At 59.6% G+C, this 17,536-nt stretch carries 14 protein-coding genes; 5 read left to right on the forward strand and 9 right to left on the reverse strand.

Annotated elements, in window-relative coordinates; all coding sequences use genetic code 11:
• Nucleotides 1-1,018 precede the first annotated feature (1,018 nt).
• The 3 genes from I9018_RS12485 to I9018_RS12495 form a co-directional block, all read right to left on the reverse strand.
• Nucleotides 1,019-2,434, reverse strand: coding sequence for a hypothetical protein (locus I9018_RS12485; RefSeq protein WP_241109629.1), 1,416 nt, complete (start codon nucleotides 2,432-2,434; stop codon nucleotides 1,019-1,021).
• On the reverse strand, nucleotides 2,424-3,893 hold the full coding sequence (locus I9018_RS12490) for an SMEK domain-containing protein (protein WP_241109630.1): 1,470 nt from the start codon (nucleotides 3,891-3,893) through the stop codon (nucleotides 2,424-2,426). Before I9018_RS12490 ends, I9018_RS12485 begins: the two co-directional genes overlap by 11 nt.
• Nucleotides 3,894-4,160: 267 nt before the next feature.
• The gene (locus I9018_RS12495; RefSeq protein ID WP_241109631.1) at nucleotides 4,161-5,300 is read right to left on the reverse strand and encodes a hypothetical protein; all 1,140 of its coding nucleotides are present in this window, start codon (nucleotides 5,298-5,300) and stop codon (nucleotides 4,161-4,163) included.
• A gap of 393 nt (nucleotides 5,301-5,693) precedes the next feature.
• Between I9018_RS12495 and I9018_RS12500 the strand changes: the two genes are divergently transcribed.
• From I9018_RS12500 to I9018_RS12510, 3 genes are all read left to right on the forward strand, one after another.
• Nucleotides 5,694-6,335 (forward strand): hypothetical protein, encoded by a 642-nt coding sequence (locus I9018_RS12500; protein WP_241109632.1) that lies wholly within the window; start codon nucleotides 5,694-5,696, stop codon nucleotides 6,333-6,335.
• 202 nt (nucleotides 6,336-6,537) lie between these two features.
• Nucleotides 6,538-7,296, forward strand: coding sequence for a hypothetical protein (locus I9018_RS12505; RefSeq protein WP_241109633.1), 759 nt, complete (start codon nucleotides 6,538-6,540; stop codon nucleotides 7,294-7,296).
• Between the two features lie 839 nt (nucleotides 7,297-8,135).
• Nucleotides 8,136-8,708 carry a DUF6037 family protein gene (locus I9018_RS12510; RefSeq protein ID WP_241109634.1) on the forward strand — a complete coding sequence of 191 codons (573 nt, stop codon included), beginning with the start codon at nucleotides 8,136-8,138 and terminating at the stop codon, nucleotides 8,706-8,708.
• Nucleotides 8,709-9,523: 815 nt separating this feature from the next.
• Here the strand turns inward: I9018_RS12510 and I9018_RS12515 are convergent.
• The 6 genes from I9018_RS12515 to I9018_RS12540 all read right to left on the reverse strand — a co-directional run bounded on the left by I9018_RS12515 (nucleotide 9,524) and on the right by I9018_RS12540 (nucleotide 14,772).
• On the reverse strand, nucleotides 9,524-10,324 hold the full coding sequence (locus I9018_RS12515) for an amino acid ABC transporter ATP-binding protein (RefSeq protein WP_241109635.1): 801 nt from the start codon (nucleotides 10,322-10,324) through the stop codon (nucleotides 9,524-9,526).
• 16 nt (nucleotides 10,325-10,340) lie between these two features.
• Nucleotides 10,341-11,582: an FAD-binding oxidoreductase gene (locus I9018_RS12520; protein ID WP_241109636.1), complete on the reverse strand. Its 1,242-nt coding sequence runs from the start codon at nucleotides 11,580-11,582 to the stop codon at nucleotides 10,341-10,343.
• Nucleotides 11,583-11,627: 45 nt separating this feature from the next.
• On the reverse strand, nucleotides 11,628-12,338 hold the full coding sequence (locus I9018_RS12525; protein WP_241109637.1) for an ABC transporter permease subunit: 711 nt from the start codon (nucleotides 12,336-12,338) through the stop codon (nucleotides 11,628-11,630).
• On the reverse strand, nucleotides 12,335-13,054 hold the full coding sequence (locus I9018_RS12530) for an ABC transporter permease subunit (RefSeq protein WP_022643620.1): 720 nt from the start codon (nucleotides 13,052-13,054) through the stop codon (nucleotides 12,335-12,337). Before I9018_RS12530 ends, I9018_RS12525 begins: the two co-directional genes overlap by 4 nt.
• Before the next feature lie 73 nt (nucleotides 13,055-13,127).
• Nucleotides 13,128-13,880 carry a transporter substrate-binding domain-containing protein gene (locus I9018_RS12535; RefSeq protein WP_085596458.1) on the reverse strand — a complete coding sequence of 251 codons (753 nt, stop codon included), beginning with the start codon at nucleotides 13,878-13,880 and terminating at the stop codon, nucleotides 13,128-13,130.
• Between the two features lie 16 nt (nucleotides 13,881-13,896).
• The gene (locus tag I9018_RS12540) at nucleotides 13,897-14,772 is read right to left on the reverse strand and encodes a MurR/RpiR family transcriptional regulator (protein WP_241109638.1); all 876 of its coding nucleotides are present in this window, start codon (nucleotides 14,770-14,772) and stop codon (nucleotides 13,897-13,899) included.
• Between the two features lie 130 nt (nucleotides 14,773-14,902).
• Here I9018_RS12540 and I9018_RS12545 point away from each other — a divergent pair, with 130 nt between their 5' ends.
• Together I9018_RS12545 and I9018_RS12550 are read left to right on the forward strand one after the other, a co-directional pair.
• Entirely contained in the window at nucleotides 14,903-15,940 is a 1,038-nt protein-coding gene (locus I9018_RS12545) for an Ldh family oxidoreductase (protein WP_241109639.1), read from the forward strand.
• Nucleotides 15,941-16,149: 209 nt separating this feature from the next.
• Complete coding sequence (locus I9018_RS12550) at nucleotides 16,150-17,334, forward strand: porin (protein WP_068584353.1); 1,185 nt, start codon at nucleotides 16,150-16,152, stop codon at nucleotides 17,332-17,334.
• Nucleotides 17,335-17,536 lie beyond the last annotated feature (202 nt).

The following is a 17,536-nucleotide window of genomic DNA, read 5'->3' on the forward strand; positions in this document are numbered from 1 at the left end:
TCCTGTCGCGGGCACCGGAAAGGCGACTGCAAAGGTGTTGTGAACGCTGATGCTGCGTTGTAATTCGACCGGCCAAGGTCGTCGCGGATGTTGCCGCGAGGGGCGAACTATAAGGGTAGAGTTTGCGCAGTACAACCATGTGCCGATGAGGATGTTTGAGGCGGTGTGTCATGACGATAGCAATGGTCACGGCAGGTATGTGATGAGGTTTTAATCACCCTCATCTTTTAAACCGCTACATGCCAGAAGTCAGTAGCCACCGGAGGAAATCGGTCAGAAGTAGACATTCATGCGTAGCTACTTCCGCCCCATAGCACCCCTCTTGTAGTGCCCCAACGGCGGCTATACTTGCGGGATTTTTATGACAGCGTTTTCGATCATGTCTTTTCCTGAGACTCGAGAGTGAAGGCTGAGATAAATGGCGACTGACGGCAGTAGAGCGGGTAGCTCGCTTCAGTTTATGTGCGCCGGCCATTGCTGGGGCGTTAAGCAAGAGCTGCAATAAGTCATCCTTAGAGGGCTACTCCCCAGGAGCCCTTTGATCATTCAGCCGCACAGTGAAGGTTGCCAAGTTGCGCCGGTTCAAAGGCAACTGGTCTCGACCGAAGCAAATCGATACTTAGCAGTTGAGCAGGGTGATCCGGGTCCGGACTTCGCTTGAGACGCTGTCATTGGTCTCACGTACAGTGCTCGATTCAGAGCTTCTGGTTGTGAATCCTCAATTGACCATCGCCGGCTGGGGCGGGAGTGCCGATGGACGACACTCGAAGGACTTGTAGGGCGTGCCCGCTCCGGGGCGGCTCTCGCAAGCCAAGCCTGGCCATGAATGGCCTGTCTTGGCTCTGCGGGCTTCGATCCTCACGCCTGCGCGCTCCGCTTCCCAGGCCCCAAGTGCCGATGAGCCACCTTCGCTTATCCAAGGACTACAGTTGAGAGTGCCGTTGCCCGAAGTTCAAGGTTGTTGATTCCCGTCCTGTCTGGCATGTCTGATGCCCCAGAGCTGAAGGGTCTAAAGACATCACATGTAAAAGCTATAGCTGACCTGTGGCTTCTCCGAGGTGGCCACGTATTTCATGATGTCCCCGACCTTGTTGGCGCACTCCAAAGTGATGGGTAGGCGTCCATCAAGCTGAGTGTTGTTCCAGTTCATCTTGGTCAGACCAAGGATCTCCTTGCACAGGTCTTCCAGGGATGAGTCGCTTTCGAACGTTTCCACGCGCAGCGGGCTTGGGATGTACATGCCTGGGTACGTCTTGTAGAAGTCGACAATCCCCTTCGTATAGAGCACGCCCTGAGTTTCCGACAGGCTCAGCAGTGTCCCCCGAGTTGGTGGGTAGTTCTTGTCGCTGAACAGCCGGATATCGGTGGATGTGATCGACACCAGGTCTTTTGTCCTGATCCCCTTGGCATCCAGCACCCTAGAAAACCCTGATACTTCGGTAGGCCTGAACCGGCTGGACTTGTGGATAACGACGCGAGCGGGCTTCTGCATCAGCGCTTTTTCATATTCCGCCAATGCGCTGTCGAGCAGCTCATAGGCCTGAGATTCGTCCATGTAAGGGCGCCTGTCCCGTTTGTCCAGGGACACTGGTGCACCGCGCAGAATGACCCCATGGCCGAACTCGTCGAACACTTGAGCCAGGCTGGTCGAGACGGTTTCGCCATCCCGGCTCTTGTAGAACCCAATCCCGATGTAGCAGGTCTTGGGCTTGAACTTGTCCTCGACCAACCGCCACGGCACAGTGCGGTTGCCCTTGTAGTAGAGGGCGGTGCAGAAATTCCAGGCCTTGGTGGCGAGATCTTGCTGATCGATCGAGGGTTTGACGGACAGGATGGTCTTCTCGCGAACGAGCTGCAGGGGAATGCCCAGGTGCATGCAGCGCGCTTTCAGAAGTCGGCGGAAGTTGTGTTCCAGGTAGGCTTCGAGCGACTCGGTGTCTTTCTCCCCAGTCGCCTTGGTCAGAGAGTCGAAGATGTCATTTGGGACAACACAGACGATTACGTCGATGGAGCGGTTCTCGGACAGAAATCGGATCTGCTCGTAGTAGAGCTCAACGCACTTCACAACACGGTCTTCACGGGCCGTGATCTGCGATATGTTGTTGATTTCTGATTTCTGCAGGGTACGTGTGTACTGGGGAGAGGACAGGATTTTGGTGTAGAACCCATGGTATTCATCCACGCCACCAAACCCCCTGAACAGATTAGGAAACTTGGTTTCTTCTTTTCCGACGATTCCGCGTTTGCATTTGTCCAGCCATTCATCCAGGAGATCAACACCTTCACCACGCCCGACGATGCCAATGCGTAACTCGCTACGTCGCAGCTCATCGCGTTTGTCATAAACTCCCAGGGTTTCAATTCCCGTCCTAGGGCATATGTGCGCGCCGTTTCCAAACTCCAGCATTGGCTCTTTGAGGATTTTAATCTTCAAGGGCTAACTCCTCATCAAATTCAGCGCCGACTTGTTCGCCGTCTACCAGCTTTTCTTCGCAAGTGATCTCTAATAACTCGCCGAAGAATTCTATTTCATCCGCTGATCTGTCTAGGGCAGGAGTCGAGGCGGAATTATTAGGCGAAGCGTTAGTAGTGGGATTATTGATTGAGCGTAAGTAGTAGGCCAAGAATCGAACGATGTTTCGTACGCTTTGGTTGAACTCAAGTCTTTTTTGTTTTGATAGCAAATCTTCATGGAAGCGAGACTTGCGATTTCCGTCATAGGTATAAAGCCAGCTTGGCACAACGAGTGCATACCACTGCTGCGCAATGCTAGTAAAGCTCAGTTCGAATGATAAATGAACATGATGAGCGAGCCGCGTGGGTTCTCGCTTGGACATCACCTTCTCATACACTCGACGGGTTGATTTCTTTTTTCCTATCCAGTCTTCTTTGCGGCCTTCATCGTCTGGGTTGTGGGGCTTGAAGAAATAGAACTTGTCTCGGCGGTCGTACACAATGTTGTGAGGCTTGACGATCTCACGTACATGATTATTCAAAAGTAGCTTGAAAATATTGACGTTGTCATCGATCTCAGACTCGGAGAGGTCTCGGGACTCAAGTGTTTCAATGGTGCCTACATCAACAATATGTCGGATGCTGGAGTTGTTGATTTCCTCGAAGGTGAAGATTCGATTCTCGAAAACCACCCAGTCATCCGTGCCAGATCCATTGAGTAGTAGAGCCATCTTTACAAGGCTTTGCCTGGAGCAGCTATTTTTTCGGAAGTTCAGGTGTTCGCGGGCTTGCTCAAGGATTGAGGCTTCATTCAGCAAGAGTTCGGCGACGTATATTGTTTCAGGCGGTGTTACCGCAATGAGGTTGGAAGTCAGTGTGTGAGATTGAAGGCCTTCCTCAGCATTGAAGTCCAGGTAGGCCCTGATGTCTCCCAAGATGATCTTGAAGTCATTCAACACCCGCTCCTGAGCGGGAATGCGAAGCCCGGACACCTTGGCCAGGATGTCGCCAAGATCAATGATGTGGTTCTTCGTCGAAAACTCGAATGCTCCATTTGTGATGGCGTCAATCGCGGACTGGCTGTAGGAAGCCTGCTTATTGGTCAGCATCAAAACATACAGTTCATCAAACGTGTTGTAGAACTGCTTGTCGACGAAGTGGGTCAAGGTCTTTTTGACCTTTTCCAGGGAAGTGGTGGCGGTAACCTGGAAGGCGACACGGTCATGGTCATCACCCAGATCGATGCCGGGGAAGTTTTTCTGCCGCCTATTGAGGTTGATCAGGTTGGGTAGGTTGTAGGCCGCTTTCAGGATCGGAATCAGCGCATCTTCCAGCGACAGGTTGATGTCAAGCCTGCCTTGTTTGGTTGATAGGTCAACCTGGTTAATGATTCTGCTGACGACATCCCTTAATTCATTCTCAATCTCTAACTGTCTCAATGCTAGACACTTCCCTATTGACCGAATCGATAGTGGTGCTGATACGAGAGCTGAGGCCGCTGGGCCTATTCCAGGCCGCAGGAAGTGGCATTGTACCACCATGGAATGAGCGTCTGTTCTGGGGGGATTGCCAACCCCTTTCTGCACGGCTGCACTTGGCAGGCAATTCAATGTTGGTCAGATGAGGTGATTACGCTGGTATCGGGTGCACAAGAGCTGAAAAACTAAATCAAGGCTCTCCATCGATTGTGCACAACCAGTGGCTCCTCAGCTGCCTTCAGCAGTGGGGCTCTCGGCGGACTCGGCCAAACTCAAGAGCTGCTTCCTCACATCGGGCTCACATTTGTGGCAGGCAAAGTATTTGATTCTTTCCATGTTACCTGTGACAAATTCATCGCACCTCTCACACGCGACCGCTCCCCAGCCACGGTCGAAGCACGATACGCAGCTCCACATGCCCTCGATGAAAAATACCGAGGGTTGAGGGTGCTGACACTTGTGGCAGGATGCGATGTGTACGTGGCCTTCCTCGCACCAGCCGTCTCCCTCGGGAAATTGTTTGGTGCAGAGGTCGATCAGGATCTCGGTGGTGATTTGATGGCCGCAGGCTAGGCAGGCATGCAGACCCTTTTGAAAAAATTTAAACGGAGCATTGCAGCTGGGGCAGGGTAATTCTGCCTTGCACTCTTCCACCGCAGTGTCATCAACCCCGCAAACCATGCAGGTGTAGTCGGTACCCCATGAATGGGTTTCGCCGACAATTGCGGCAGGTATATGGCAATGACCGCAGGGAACGATCTTGTTGCCTTTCTTTTCCTGGATTTCAATCTGAGGTTTGAGGATCTCGAATCGGGCTTTGATGAAGTCGCCCTGACGCATCATGCGTTGGTTGAGCACCTTGAGTTCCACTGAGTAGGGTTGGAATACCGCCTCCCAGGGGCCGGTCAATAGTGCATGGAGGTAGTGCCAGGATGCCCACGCTTCCACAATCACGCCGGCTTGCGTCTTACTCGGATTATCCATGCCTGAGTGGGCAAAATGGACGATCTGATTGCGGTGCTCGCCAAGGGCCTTGAAGTTGTCGGAAGCACCCTGGTCGATTTTCTCGCCAAGAATCGATTGGATTCGCTTCAGCGCGTCATCCAAGTAGACCGATAGAAAGTCTCCCACAGCCAGGCTTTGTAGGTCGCCGGTTTCGGGCTTCGCGAGCATGAGCGTCCAATGCTCTTTCATCAGTCGGGCTTTCAGGAACAGCTCGATCGCCGTGTACAGATCGACAATGGCACTCTTGGGTTTTTGCTGTAGGTGGTCGATGGAGGTATTGATGAAGCCTAAGGCGTTTCGCACTAAAGCATCGAAAAGCTCTTCCTTTGTTCGCCGTTCCTGCTTCAACCACTTGCGTGCCATAGCCCCTCACTGTGTCCGTTCTCCTGTGTAGCGCTATTGTAGAGTCGGCTGCATGCTGATGGTAGCGCCCTGATGGCCATGGCGGGTCTACACTCATGGGCTGACCCGTTGCAGCAAGTCGACGCGGCGAGGTGAGGCCATCGAACATGTCGGGTGCGAGGAGAAGCTCCAAGAGCTTGGCTACTTCCAGGGAGCACCTGTACCGATCAGCTGAGAATTTCCAGAGGGTTCTACCCCATCTCTACGGTCCGGCCAGATCCTATACGTCCAGGCCGTTAAATGTCCTGATGCTCATTCCCATAGCGAAGTTCAAGGACGGCGTGAGCGCTATGGAGCCTTCAAGGTAGACATTACCAAACCTATGCCATGTAATGGCCACTACATGTGGTCGTCGTGATCGAGAAGGAGCTTGTTTTGGTTGATGCTGTCTTAGTTAAGCGCGTCCTCTGCGTGGTTGATAGATGTCTGAAAGGGCAATTTCCTGACGATTACTACAAGCGATGCCTATACGCATCTTTCGGGGTGCACAGTCTCCTTCAGGCCATGGGGCATAAGCCCACAGTCGTGGGAGGGAATTTTCTGGCCTTTGTCGTTTCTCGGGATCAGCGTCAAGCGACCATGCAAGGGTATGGATCCGATTCGGGTGAGCACTCTCATTATTGGATCGAGCTAGATGGCGCGATCATTGATCCGGGGACGTACTACCTGCCCATAGGCTCAAGCTTCCAGGCATGTGAGATGCCGGCATTGTTTTGGGATATGGGTTATCGCATGCCCAAAGGGCTTAGATACGCTCCTGAAGCTCGTTATGCCTCGCCAGAGGTTGCTCAACTTCAGCCATATATCATCGAAAAGATGGTGCCATTCCTGGCAGCCTGCAACGCCCGAATGGCCCAACCTCTGGTTAAGCCCAGAATCAGTAAGTGGCTGGCAACATCGCCTTCTTCGATCAAGCAAGCGGCGATCAAAGGCGATTTGTGGGCGCGCGCTGTTATGAAATATGAATCGATGCCGGCTGAACCGCTGCCTTTCTAACGCGATACCGTCTCAATGAGGTTGCCTGAAGGGTGCCAGGTTAGCATCTCTGGCCAATCATTAACCTCCAACCAAAGCCCGTCTGGCCGCTGAGCCGCAAACAGGTCCCCACCACGATGCATTCCTATTTTGTCGGCCATGTCAACGCATCTGCTTTTCTCAACCCAGTTGCCAATCAATATGTGTTAGAGGTCTTGCCACGATGACTGAACTGTTCTCGCTTTCTCTTCTTCAGGCCATCAGCGACTGGCAGATTGGCGGTGCCCCAAAGGTTGCACGGCAACGTGGGCAGACTCTGGAGCGGGAATGCGCCAATCTGCCGATCGAGTTCAGATCCGTACCGTCAGCGTGCTTCCGGCGAATGGTTCTTGAAAAAGGCAGTATCTGGAGTCTTTTGAGTGAGCAGGCCCTTTCAGAGAAAACTTCGTCGTGGACGTTCGACCTCGCTGTTGCCAAGACTTTCAAGGAAGGCGTTCCTCCACTCGGCCAAGGCTTACAGGGCATTATCTTCGAACGGCTGCCCCGGCAGGACGAGATCATCGTCAACCTGTGGGCGCTGTTCCGTGATGCGGATTTCCAGGAAGCCATTGAGAAGCACAAGAATTCGATTAAGCATTTCGAGAAAGGGATGGGCAAATACCGAGATACCCAGTGCGAAATCGTCCTGAAGGTCGAAGCCCTTGCTCAGGAGCACATTTACTCTCTTGGGGGCCACAGCAGTTCTGCTGAAGAGATTCTCAATCAGGCCACTGAAAAAATTTATGGGAACCACGCCACGCCGGCGCAAAAAGACTTCCTAAGAAGGGCCATGGAGGTAGGCCCTGATGTCACCGGGCCGAGGTGGCTCACCCACGAGGCAACCCGAACCGTGTTGAGCCGAGTAGAACCCCAGATTCCACCACTGCGAGCCAGGAAGGTCGATCAGGCCGTTGGAGGCAGCGCCGGGGCTGGGAACTCATGACGTCTTAAGCTCTTGGCGCATAGCACAACACAGGAGTTGGTGTGTGTACGAATGAGCGTGACATGATCAATGCGCATACCCGCGTGATCCCGGTAGCTGGAAGCTAGAGCAGCACGATGATCAGCTATGGGTTGTGGGCCTTCAGCGCTTTGGGTTGGTTTTGTGGTTTAGGTTGTCGAGGAAGGTCGTATTAAGTGGCCCCAGCCAATCAATTGGCAAAAGTTGACCCCAGCTCAGTGCCTGGAGAATTATCACCATGCCCAAACCATACGCGTTGCCGGGGGCTGACTCTACGCACAGTGGCGCCCCGAACCTACAGTCGTAAAAGAGCGACGACTGTATACCGCCCGGGCCCATATACGCGGTTGGCGTCGCGATCTGATTACTCCCCAGGATCAGCAGATCTGGGGTGTGTGCTCCCCAAGCGTGATGAACCGAAACGTCAGGTGTGTATTTGTGAGCAAAAACTGCGCAGAGGGTTGATTCTTGAGGGGAGGGTAAGTCCGTGGCCAGTCTCTGACTCGCCCCTTGTAGATGGGCCTAACCGCCCAAGGCCGAGAAATGGTGGGCGCATGTAAAAGCCATTTCGGGTGTCCTCAGCGTGTGGGCCGCAATTCTGAAATTAATCTATCTCATCACGCATTGGTGAGATTGATCTCTCCATTACCTGTGCCCGTTGCAGGTGCCTATTCTGCGGCGGGTGCAGCGTCCGAAGGGAACTGCACTAGGCCATTGGAGTGCGACTAAGGTCTAGTGTGTGAGTGGTGGCACTTGGCTTGCTCATCTTGTTTGACCTCGCCATCATCTCTAGCTCGAGGTTCTCTGCGAGGTAGGGCTGGATGGAAATGACGTCTCTGCGGCTGCTTCATCGAAGCATGATTTCAATCGGTAGTGACATGCAGCAGTTCTTGGTGACAACGGGCGCCGCGAGCTTTGATTGCCTCTTCTCTACCCGCGACACTCCGTTTGTCCTGACACTCACCGCCCGTGGTGAAACACGGGGCTTCTTCCGCTTCGAAGTGCTCAACGGCTACAGAATCCGGGACTACCTGGGTGACATGTATGGCGACTTGGTCGCGGTGCTTCGGTCGGACGGAACGAGAGGTGAGCCGTTGAAGCCCAAAGATTTCTTGGCGCAACTGAACCAAGCCATTCCGACGCAAGCTACTGTGCGGGCCAACCCCAAGCCTTCCGAAATTGTACGTCTGCGTCCTGACATCATCGAGGAGCGCGAGAAGCCCTATTTCAACGCCTGGATTTACTGGAAGGAGGACAGCGGTCGACGTCCCAGCGAGGAAAACCAGCACAAGACGCTATTGCTGCTCGGGTCGGAGGCCGCGCGCCACAGCCGCGAGCGAAATGCCTCGTCGCGGTGGAGTGCTACCGATACAGGTGGGGTTTGGAACGTCTAGGCCCACCGTCGCGCGATTTAACGGTCAATTTGGGGGGCCATGAGTTTGTCTTAGTCGCAGTGGCAGGCAATGAGGGGCCGAACTGAACGGGCTCCTACAAAAACGCGGTTGATGGTCAGATCACCGATCTCTGGTTTTAGACGTTGCTCCAGGTGTTGCAGTGGTTGATCTTCTTTTTGCCCTGGCAGATTCCGGTGTTACTGCTGGGCTTGGGCAGAGGTCGAATTCGGTTGTTGACTGAATCAGATAAATAAACGCCACCTTTGAGATCCGTGCGCCCGCTTCGCAGTCGTTCGCAGCCTTCGGCAGCTCCTACAAGGAACGCGAACGGCGATTAAACAGGCCGGCCGGTAGGCCGCCGTCTGCTTTTGCTCTTGCCTTGACTTTTGATCTGCCTGCCCCCTTAAACACGATGGCCGAACGCAGGCATTGAGCCGTGGGTAACCCGGCAGGGATGCCGGGTTAGCCGCCCCAGGCCATGGATGGCCTGTGGCGGCGGCCCACGGATCAATGCCGGAGTGAGGGCATGCCGAGCCTAGGCGAGGCACCGAGTGGAGGGGCAGAGAGCCTTTGGTTACTTTGGGCTCTTTCCAAAGTGACCCGCTGTAAGAGCGGAACCCTAAGCCGCCGTGACCGCAGCAATGGATATGTACACTAAAAAGACCGCAACCTCAGGTTTTACGACCGCTGCGCGACCGAGCGGGAGCAAGCTCCCTCGCCACAGTAAGTTCGCGGAGCCCCTAGCTCAGTCTGGAACTCCAACCTGACTCGTTGCAGGACGCCGCCACACCCGCAGCAACGAACCTGCCCCCACCTCAATGCACAATCTGCGCAAGAAACGCCTTCGCCCGCTCACTCTTGGGCGCCGCAAAAAACGCCTCCGGCGGCGCATCTTCCACAATCCGCCCACCATCCAGAAACAACACCCGCTCCGCCACCTGCCGGGCAAACCCCATCTCATGGGTCACGCACAGCATGGTCATGCCGCTGTCGGCCAGTTTCACCATCACATCCAGCACTTCACTGACCATCTCCGGGTCCAGCGCCGAGGTGGGTTCGTCGAACAGCATGATCTTCGGTTCCATGCACAACGCCCGGGCGATGGCCACGCGTTGTTGCTGCCCCCCGGACAGTTGGCTGGGGTATTTGCCGGCCTGGCTTTCGATGCCGACCTTGGCCAGGAAGCTGCGGGCCAGTTCTTCGGCCTTTTTACGCGATAGGCCGCGCACGGTCATGGGGGCCAGGGTGCAGTTGTCCAGCACGCTCATGTGCGGGAACAGGTTGAAGTGCTGGAACACCATGCCCACCTGGCTGCGCACCTTGGCCGCTTCGCGGGTGTTTTGCGCAAGGTCGGTGCGGTCCACCAGGATCTGGCCCTTTTGGGCGATTTCCAGGCGGTTGATGCAGCGGATCAAGGTCGATTTGCCGGAGCCGGAAGGCCCGCAGAGGACGATGCGTTCGCCCTGGCGGACCTTGAGGTCGATGTCGTGCAGCACGTGGAAGGCGCCGTAGAACTTGTTCAGCCCGGCGATATCGATTACCACCTCGCGGCGGTCGATGGTGGTGCGGGCGGCGGGTTCGGGCACGGCGGACAGCGGGGCGGTCTGGGTCAGCATGGCAGGTCTCCGACGGTCAGTTGAAGCGCTCGGCGCGATAGGGGGCAGGGTCGGTGAAGGGTGTCTGGCCGGTCATCAGTTGCGCCAGCAGGCGACCGCTGACCGGGCCCAGGGTCAGGCCGTGGTGGGCGTGGCCGAAGTTGAACCACAGCCCCGGGTGGCGCGGCGCCGGGCCGATCACCGGGCACATGTCCGGCAGGCAGGGGCGGCGGCCCAGCCAGGGTTCGGCGTCGACGCGCTCGCCCAGGGGGTAGAACTGCCGGGCCAGGGTTTCGCAGCGGCGCAGTTGGATTTCGTTGATCGGCGCGTCCGGGTCGGCGAACTCGATGCCGGTGGTCAGGCGAATGCCGCCCACCATCGGCGCCAGCACGTAGCCACCCACCGGGTCGAGGATCGGGTGGCGCAGTTCGTTGCCGGGCAGGGCGGCGTAGTGCATGTGGTAGCCACGCTTGATCGCCAGCGGGATGCGGTAGCCCAGGGGCTCGAAGAGGCCTGCGGCTTGCGGGCCGAGGGCGACCACCACTTCCTGGGCGCTGATCGGGCCGTGTTCGCTGTGCACCTGCCAGCCGCCTTCGACCTGGGCCAGGCTCAGGGCATCGCCGATGACGAAGCGGCCGCCGCGCTGCTTGAACAGTTCGGCGTAGCCGCGGGTCAGGCCGCCGGGGTCGCTGACGGTCTTGGGATCGAGCCAGTGCAGGCCGCCCACCACGTCGCCGTGCAGGCCGGGTTCCAGGGCGTGGATCTGCTCGCGGTCCAGCACCCGGTAGTTGAGCTGGTACTGGGCCAGGTCCGCGGCGGCGGCCTGGGCGCTGTCGAAGGCTTGCTGGTCGTTGAAGGCTTCGAGCCAGCCGCCGTCGTGGATCAGCCCGAGCATGCCCGCCGGCTCTGCCAGGGCCAGGTGGTCGCTGACGCATTGTTCGATCAGCGGCAGCATGGCGCGGGTGGCGGCGGCCAGGCCCAGGGGCGAGGAGTGCCGCCAGTATTGCAGCAGCCAGGGGCCGGCCTTGGGCAGGTGGCGCAGGCTGTAGCGCACGTCCGATTGCTGGTTGAGACCGTAGCGCAAAAGCTTGGTCACTTCCCGGGGGAAGGCGTAGGGGATCACGCTGGCGCGTTCGATCAGCCCGGCGTTGCCGTGGCTGGTGCCGTTGCCCGGCGGCTGGCGGTCCAGCAGCACGACTTCGCGGCCACGGGCCTGCAAGTGCAGGGCGGTGCTGACGCCGACGATCCCGGCGCCCAAGACGATGGTCTGGCAATGCATGGTTCTATCCTTACTGCGGGGGGCCGTGCGCGGGCTCCCAAGGGTTCAGTTCAAGTGCCGGCCGAGACGGCCTTCCAGGTATTTCAGGCTGCGCCGCACCACTTCGACGATCACCAGGTACAGCACCGCGGCCCAGAGGTAGATCTGGAAGTCGAAGCTGCGGGAGAAGGCCAGCTTGGTCACGCCCATCAGGTCGTAGAGGGTCACCAGGGAGGCGATGGCGCTGGCCTTGATCATCAGGATCAGCTCGTTGCCCAAAGGCCCGACGGCCACCAGCAGCGACTGCGGCAAAATCACCTTGCGAAACGCCGTCCAGCGCGACAGGCCCAGGGCCTGGCAGGCTTCACGCTGCCCCTGGGCCACCGCCAGCAGGCTGCCGCGCAGGATCTCCGCCTGGTAGGCGGCGGTGTTCAGGGTGAAGGCCAGCAGGGTGCACAGCCACGCCTCGCGAAAGAACCACCACAGCCCCATGTCCTGCCAGAAGCCTTTGAACGAGCCCAGGCCGTAATACAGCATGAACAGCTGGGCCAGCAGCGGCGAGCCGCGGAAGAAGTACACATAGGCCCCGGTAAAGCGCCGCAGCAGCGGGTTGCCGGACAGCCGCCCAAGGGCGATCAGCAGGCCCAGCAGGGCGCCGAGGCTGAAGGAGATCGCCACCAGCTTGGCGGTCACCAGCAGGCCGTCGATAAAGCGCGGGCCGTAGCGCTCCAGCAGTTCCTGGTTGAGCACCAGGTTCAGCCATTGATCCAGGTTCATGGTTGCAGGCTCCGTTGATGGCGGCTGAAGCGCCGTTCGAGAAAGCCGAACAACTGCCCGGACAACGCCGAGAACAACAGGTAGCCCAGGCAGGCCACGGTGTAGAACAGCATCGGTTCCTTGGTCACGCTGACCGCCAGGTTGGTCTGGCGCATCAGGTCCACCAGGGAGATGGTCGATACCAGCGAGGTGTCCTTGAGCAGCGACAGCCAGTTGTTGGACAGGCCCGGCAGGGCGATGCGGGTCAGTTGCGGCAGCAGCACCTGGTTGAAGGTGGTGCGCCGCGACAGGCCCAGGGCGCTGGCGGCTTCGTACTGGCCCTTGGGCAGGGTCTTGAACGCCGCCAGCCAGATCTCGCTGGAGAAGGCGGCGAACACCAGGCTGAAGGCGATCATCGCGGCGACGAAGGTATTGATCGCCACCTCGCCGGGGTAGCCCAGGGCACCGAGGATCTTCTGCGCGGCGATCTGGCAGCCGTAGTAGATGATCAGCAGGGTCAACAGCTCCGGCAGGCCGCGAAACACCGTGGAGAAGCTGGTGGCCCAGGCCCGCGCCCAGCGGTTTTTCGAGCGGGCGGCCAGGGCCACGGCGAGCCCCAGGGGCAGGCCGATGGGCACGCAGGCCAGTGCCAGGGCGATGGTCACCAGGGCTCCGGCCAACAAGGCCGAGCCCCAGCCGCCGCTGGCCAGGGAAAGAAGAGACAGCTGTTCGAACATGCTCGGACCCTCTTGCGCAAAGCTTCGTGCAGCCAGGCGCCGCGCCAGGGCGGCGCGGCACCGTGGCGACGGATCAGTAGATGTCGAAGGCGAAGTAGCGGCTGGAGATCTTCTTGTAGGTGCCGTCGGCGACGATCTCGTCCAGGGCCTGGTTCAGGCGCTCGCGCAGGGCGTTGTCTTCCTTGCGCACGGCGATCGAGGCGTCGGCGGTGGTGCCGTTGACGTCACCGATGATCTTGCAGCAATCCTTGCCGGCGCTTTCAGCCCAGGCCAGCAGCGGGAACTTGTCGGCGATCACCCCGTCGATGCGCCCGGCGGCCAGGTCGCTGTTGGCTTCGTCCAGGGTCGGGTAGAACTTCACGTCGGCCCCGGCCGGGCCGTAGTGGTCCTCGGCGTAGATGGCCTGGGTCGAGGACGATTGCGCGCCCACGGTACGGCCCTTGAAGTCGGTCTGGGCATCGGTGATGTCCGAGTCCCTGGGCACCGCCACCGACAGCGGGGTGCGGTAGTAGTGGTTGGTGAAGGCTATCTTTTTCTTGCGTTCGTCGGTGGCGATCATCGAGGCCACCACGGCGTCGTACTTCTTGGCCATCAGCGCCGGGATGATGCCTTCCCAGTCCTGGGCGACGATCTGGCACTGCACCTTGAGCCGCTCGCACAGGGCGTTGGCGATGTCCACGTCGAAGCCGTGCAGCTGGTTGCTGGAGTCCACGTAGTTGAAGGGCGGGTAGGCGCCTTCGGTGGCGATCTTCAAGACCTCGGCCTGGGCCGCGGTAGCGGCGACGGCCATGACGCAGGCACTGGCGAAGCGAACGACGTTTTTCATGGAGCACCTCGATTATTTATTGTTTTGCTCGGGTGGAGGATGTGTAGCCAACGAACTCGTTATGCAGGGCGGCAGTGGCTTCCAGGCGCTTTTCCACCTCGGGCCCCAGGTGCTTGCACACCTGGTTGACCAGCAGGTGCACCAGCGACAGCATCGCCGCGGTGGACTCCCAGAACAGGTTGAACTCGGTGGGCACGCGAAACACCTCGTCGGCGTTCTGCTCGGCCCAGTCGCAGAAGGTATCGGTGACCAGGGTCACCGGAATCCCCGCCTCGCGGGCCTTGTGGCACAGGGCCAGGGCGTGGCGCGAGTAGCGCCGGGCTTCGAACACCACCAGCGCGCAGTCGGCGGGCGGGGCCAGCAGCACCTCGGCGAAGTGCCCGGCGGAACCGTCCACCAGCTGCACGCCGTCGCGCAGGTATTGCAGCAGATGGACCATGGAGGCGGCGATGCCGCGCTCGGTCTGGAAGCCGGCGACGAACACCCGCGGCCGGCTGGCCAGGCGTTGCACCACCTGGTCCCAGCCCGGGGTCAGGCTGTATTCATAGACCTTCATCAACGCCCCGACTTCCAGCTCGAAGCTGCGTGGCAGGCCCTGGCCGGTGGGGCTGGGCTGCTGGCGGAACTCCTGCAAGCGATCGCCCACCAGCCACGGCCCCTCGCCGAGGTCGTTCTTCAGGTCGTTCTTCAGATCCTTGAAATGGCTGTAGCCGATGGCGCGGCAGAAGCGCCCGACGCTGGACTCGCTGACGCCGAGTTTCTCGGCAATGTCGGCGGCAGTCTGGAACGGCAGCTCGTAGAGGTTGGCCAGCATGTAGCTGGCGATTGCCCGGCCTGAAGCGGTGGCGCTGGGCAGGCTGCTTTCAAGGCGTTGTTTGATGGATTGGCTCATGGTTTTTCATTGTTATTGGCCGTTGACAACGGAAAATGAATGTTTTCTGTCATTAAGTCAACATTTGACAGTTAACTGTCGTGACGCGATAGTCAGGCGCCTTCCAATAACAATTCCAATGGAGCCACCCATGTCCGACGCCCCCCTGGCGCAGGCCGCTAGCGAGTACCTCGACCTGCCGGCCTTGACCCATCTTCTGCAACGTATCTTCCTGCGCCACGGCACCAGCGCCGAGGTGGCCCGGGTCCTGGCGGACAACTGCGCCCGGGCCCAGCGCGATGGCTCCCACAGCCACGGGGTGTTCCGCATTCCCGGCTACCTGTCGTCCCTGGCCAGCGGCTGGGTCGATGGCCAGGCCGTGCCGCAAGTGGAGGATGTAGCCCCTGGCGTGGTGGCGGTGGATGCCGCAGGCGGTTTTGCCCAGCCGGCCCTGGCGGCGGCCCGCGAGGCGCTGGTGAGCAAGACCCGCAGCGCCGGGATCGCGGTGCTGGCGATCCGTAATTCCCATCACTTCGCCGCGCTCTGGCCGGATGTCGAGCCCTTCGCCGAAGAGGGCCTGGTGGCCCTGAGCCTGGTCAACAGCATGACCTGCGTGGTGCCCCACGGTGCCCAGCGGCCGTTGTTCGGCACCAATCCGATTGCCTTCGCCGCGCCCCGCGAAGGCGCCGAGCCCATCGTCTTCGACCTGGCCACCAGCGCCATTGCCCATGGCGACGTGCAGATCGCCAAGCGCCAGGGTGAGCAGCTGCCCGAGGGCATGGGGGTGGATCGTGACGGCCAGCCCACCTGCGATCCGGCGGCGATCCTCGACGGCGGCGCCTTGCTGCCCTTCGGCGGGCACAAGGGCTCGGCGCTGTCGATGATGGTGGAGCTGTTGGCGGCGGCGCTGACCGGAGGCAACTTCTCCTTCGAGTTCGACTGGTCCCGGCATCCCGGGGCACAGACGCCCTGGACCGGCCAGTTGCTGATCGTCATCGACCCCAGCCACTGCGGCGGTGGCCGCTTCGCCCAGCGCAGCCAGGAGCTGGTACAGCAGATGCAGGCCGTGGGCCTGGAGCGCCTGCCCGGTGACCGGCGCTACCGCACCCGGGCCAGATCCCTGCAAGAGGGCATTCCACTTACCACCGCCGAACTGGCGCGGCTGCGGGGCCTGGCGGGCGACGACTAAGGGCTTCATCCCTTCGCATCCGGGTCCATGAGCCCTTGGTGTTACTCCAGGTAGGGGGCCGGTAGCGGGGCTGGTCGTGGATCGAAACGGCCGCTCCCCTGCTGCCCCACCAAAGCACCGGCCACTTGCCTCCAAGGCAGCCTATGGGCGCTTGCGGCGCCTTTTGATAATCGCCTCCGACATCTCGTCCCCCGAATGCGGAGCGCGCCATGCACAACAATAAGAATCGCCAGCACCCTCTGTTCCCGGCCCTGATCGCCGGCCTGTCGACCCTCGGCCTGGGCAATGCCGCCCAGGCCCAGATCATGCTCTACGACAAGGACCAGACCACCTTTTCCACCGACGGCTACGTCAACGCCTTCTACGTCAACAGCAAGGTCGACCGTGCCGGCGAGCAGTACGACCGGCGCCAGGCGCGGGTGAAGATGGGCTTTTTGCCCAACTACCTGGGCTTCAACATGGGCAAGCAGGTGGACGACCTCAAGCTCGGCGCCCGGGCCTCGTTCTGGGTAACCATCAACGACAGCCAGGACAACGGCACCGACACCGCCATCGACGTGCGCCAGTTCTACGGCACCGTGGCCAACCCGGAGTGGGGCGAAGTGCTGATCGGCAAGGACTTCGGCCTGTTCGCCCGCTCCAACATCCTGCTCGACGAGATGCTCGCAGGCTATGGCCAGGTCAGCGACAGCCTGGGGCTGGTGGATGGCGGCGGGGTGTCGTTCGGCAATATCGGCAGCGGTTATCCCTATCCCTTTCCCACCTCGCAGATCACCTACCGCAGCCCGTTGATGGACGGCCTGCGGGTGGCGGTGGGCATCCTCGACCCGGTGGACACCAACGACAGCAGCACCCTGGGCAAGGCCTACCAGAAGAACCCGCGTACCGAGAGCGAGATCACCTACCAGTTCGACCTGGGCGGGGCCAAGTTCTACAGCTGGCTCAACGGCAGCTACCAGACCTCCGACAACACCGACCCCGAGGTGCGCTCGGTGACCTCCAAGGGCCTGGGCTACGGCCTGCAAGCCAAGCTGGGCGGGTTGTCCCTGACCGGCTCGGGGTTCCAGGCCAGGGGCATCAACCCGTTCTTCACCAACAACGCCGGCAAGGCCACCCTGCGCAATGTCGACAGCCGCGGCTACCTGCTGCAGGGCTCGTACAAGCTGGGCAAGAACCGCCTGGCGCTGTCCTACGGCAAGACCCGTGACGACGGCAACGGCGTGGTGGGCAGCGGCGCCGACTACCAGACGCGCGGCGTCGCGCTGTTCCATGACATCAACGACAACCTCAAGCTGGTGGCCGAGTACAACCAGTTCCAGATCGACGGCCATCGCGGCAGCGCCCAGAACGAAGACACCAACACCTTCGCCGTAGGCGCAGTGCTGACCTGGTAACGGCAGCGGCAAGCCGCAAGTTGCCAGCTGCAAGCCGTAAGTGGGTAGCCGCAAGCGGTGTGCGTCTGTTCTTGCGGCCGATTGTGAGAATCCTGTGGTGCGCAAGTGCGCTCGCGCTGGAAGGCGCAGCCTACGCCCATGGAACCGGCCACCCGCTACCCAAGTAGCATTCGTGCCCCGGGGCCGGCTTCGTACACTCATC

The organism is Pseudomonas sp. MPFS, from assembly GCF_022537035.1.
GTDB classification, from domain to species: domain Bacteria; phylum Pseudomonadota; class Gammaproteobacteria; order Pseudomonadales; family Pseudomonadaceae; genus Aquipseudomonas; species Aquipseudomonas sessilinigenes.

Excerpts from the sequence above, each read along its gene's own strand:
- I9018_RS12495 (WP_241109631.1), bottom strand. The coding sequence starts at position 5,300 with ATGGCACGCAAGTGGTTGAAGCAGGAACGGCGAACAAAGGAAGAGCTT.
- I9018_RS12505 (WP_241109633.1), top strand. The coding sequence starts at position 6,538 with ATGACTGAACTGTTCTCGCTTTCTCTTCTTCAGGCCATCAGCGACTGG.
- I9018_RS12510 (WP_241109634.1), top strand. The coding sequence starts at position 8,136 with ATGGAAATGACGTCTCTGCGGCTGCTTCATCGAAGCATGATTTCAATC.
- I9018_RS12515 (WP_241109635.1), bottom strand. The coding sequence starts at position 10,324 with ATGCTGACCCAGACCGCCCCGCTGTCCGCCGTGCCCGAACCCGCCGCC.
- I9018_RS12520 (WP_241109636.1), bottom strand. The coding sequence starts at position 11,582 with ATGCATTGCCAGACCATCGTCTTGGGCGCCGGGATCGTCGGCGTCAGC.
- I9018_RS12525 (WP_241109637.1), bottom strand. The coding sequence starts at position 12,338 with ATGAACCTGGATCAATGGCTGAACCTGGTGCTCAACCAGGAACTGCTG.
- I9018_RS12530 (WP_022643620.1), bottom strand. The coding sequence starts at position 13,054 with ATGTTCGAACAGCTGTCTCTTCTTTCCCTGGCCAGCGGCGGCTGGGGC.
- I9018_RS12535 (WP_085596458.1), bottom strand. The coding sequence starts at position 13,880 with ATGAAAAACGTCGTTCGCTTCGCCAGTGCCTGCGTCATGGCCGTCGCC.
- I9018_RS12540 (WP_241109638.1), bottom strand. The coding sequence starts at position 14,772 with ATGAGCCAATCCATCAAACAACGCCTTGAAAGCAGCCTGCCCAGCGCC.
- I9018_RS12545 (WP_241109639.1), top strand. The coding sequence starts at position 14,903 with ATGTCCGACGCCCCCCTGGCGCAGGCCGCTAGCGAGTACCTCGACCTG.
- I9018_RS12550 (WP_068584353.1), top strand. The coding sequence starts at position 16,150 with ATGCACAACAATAAGAATCGCCAGCACCCTCTGTTCCCGGCCCTGATC.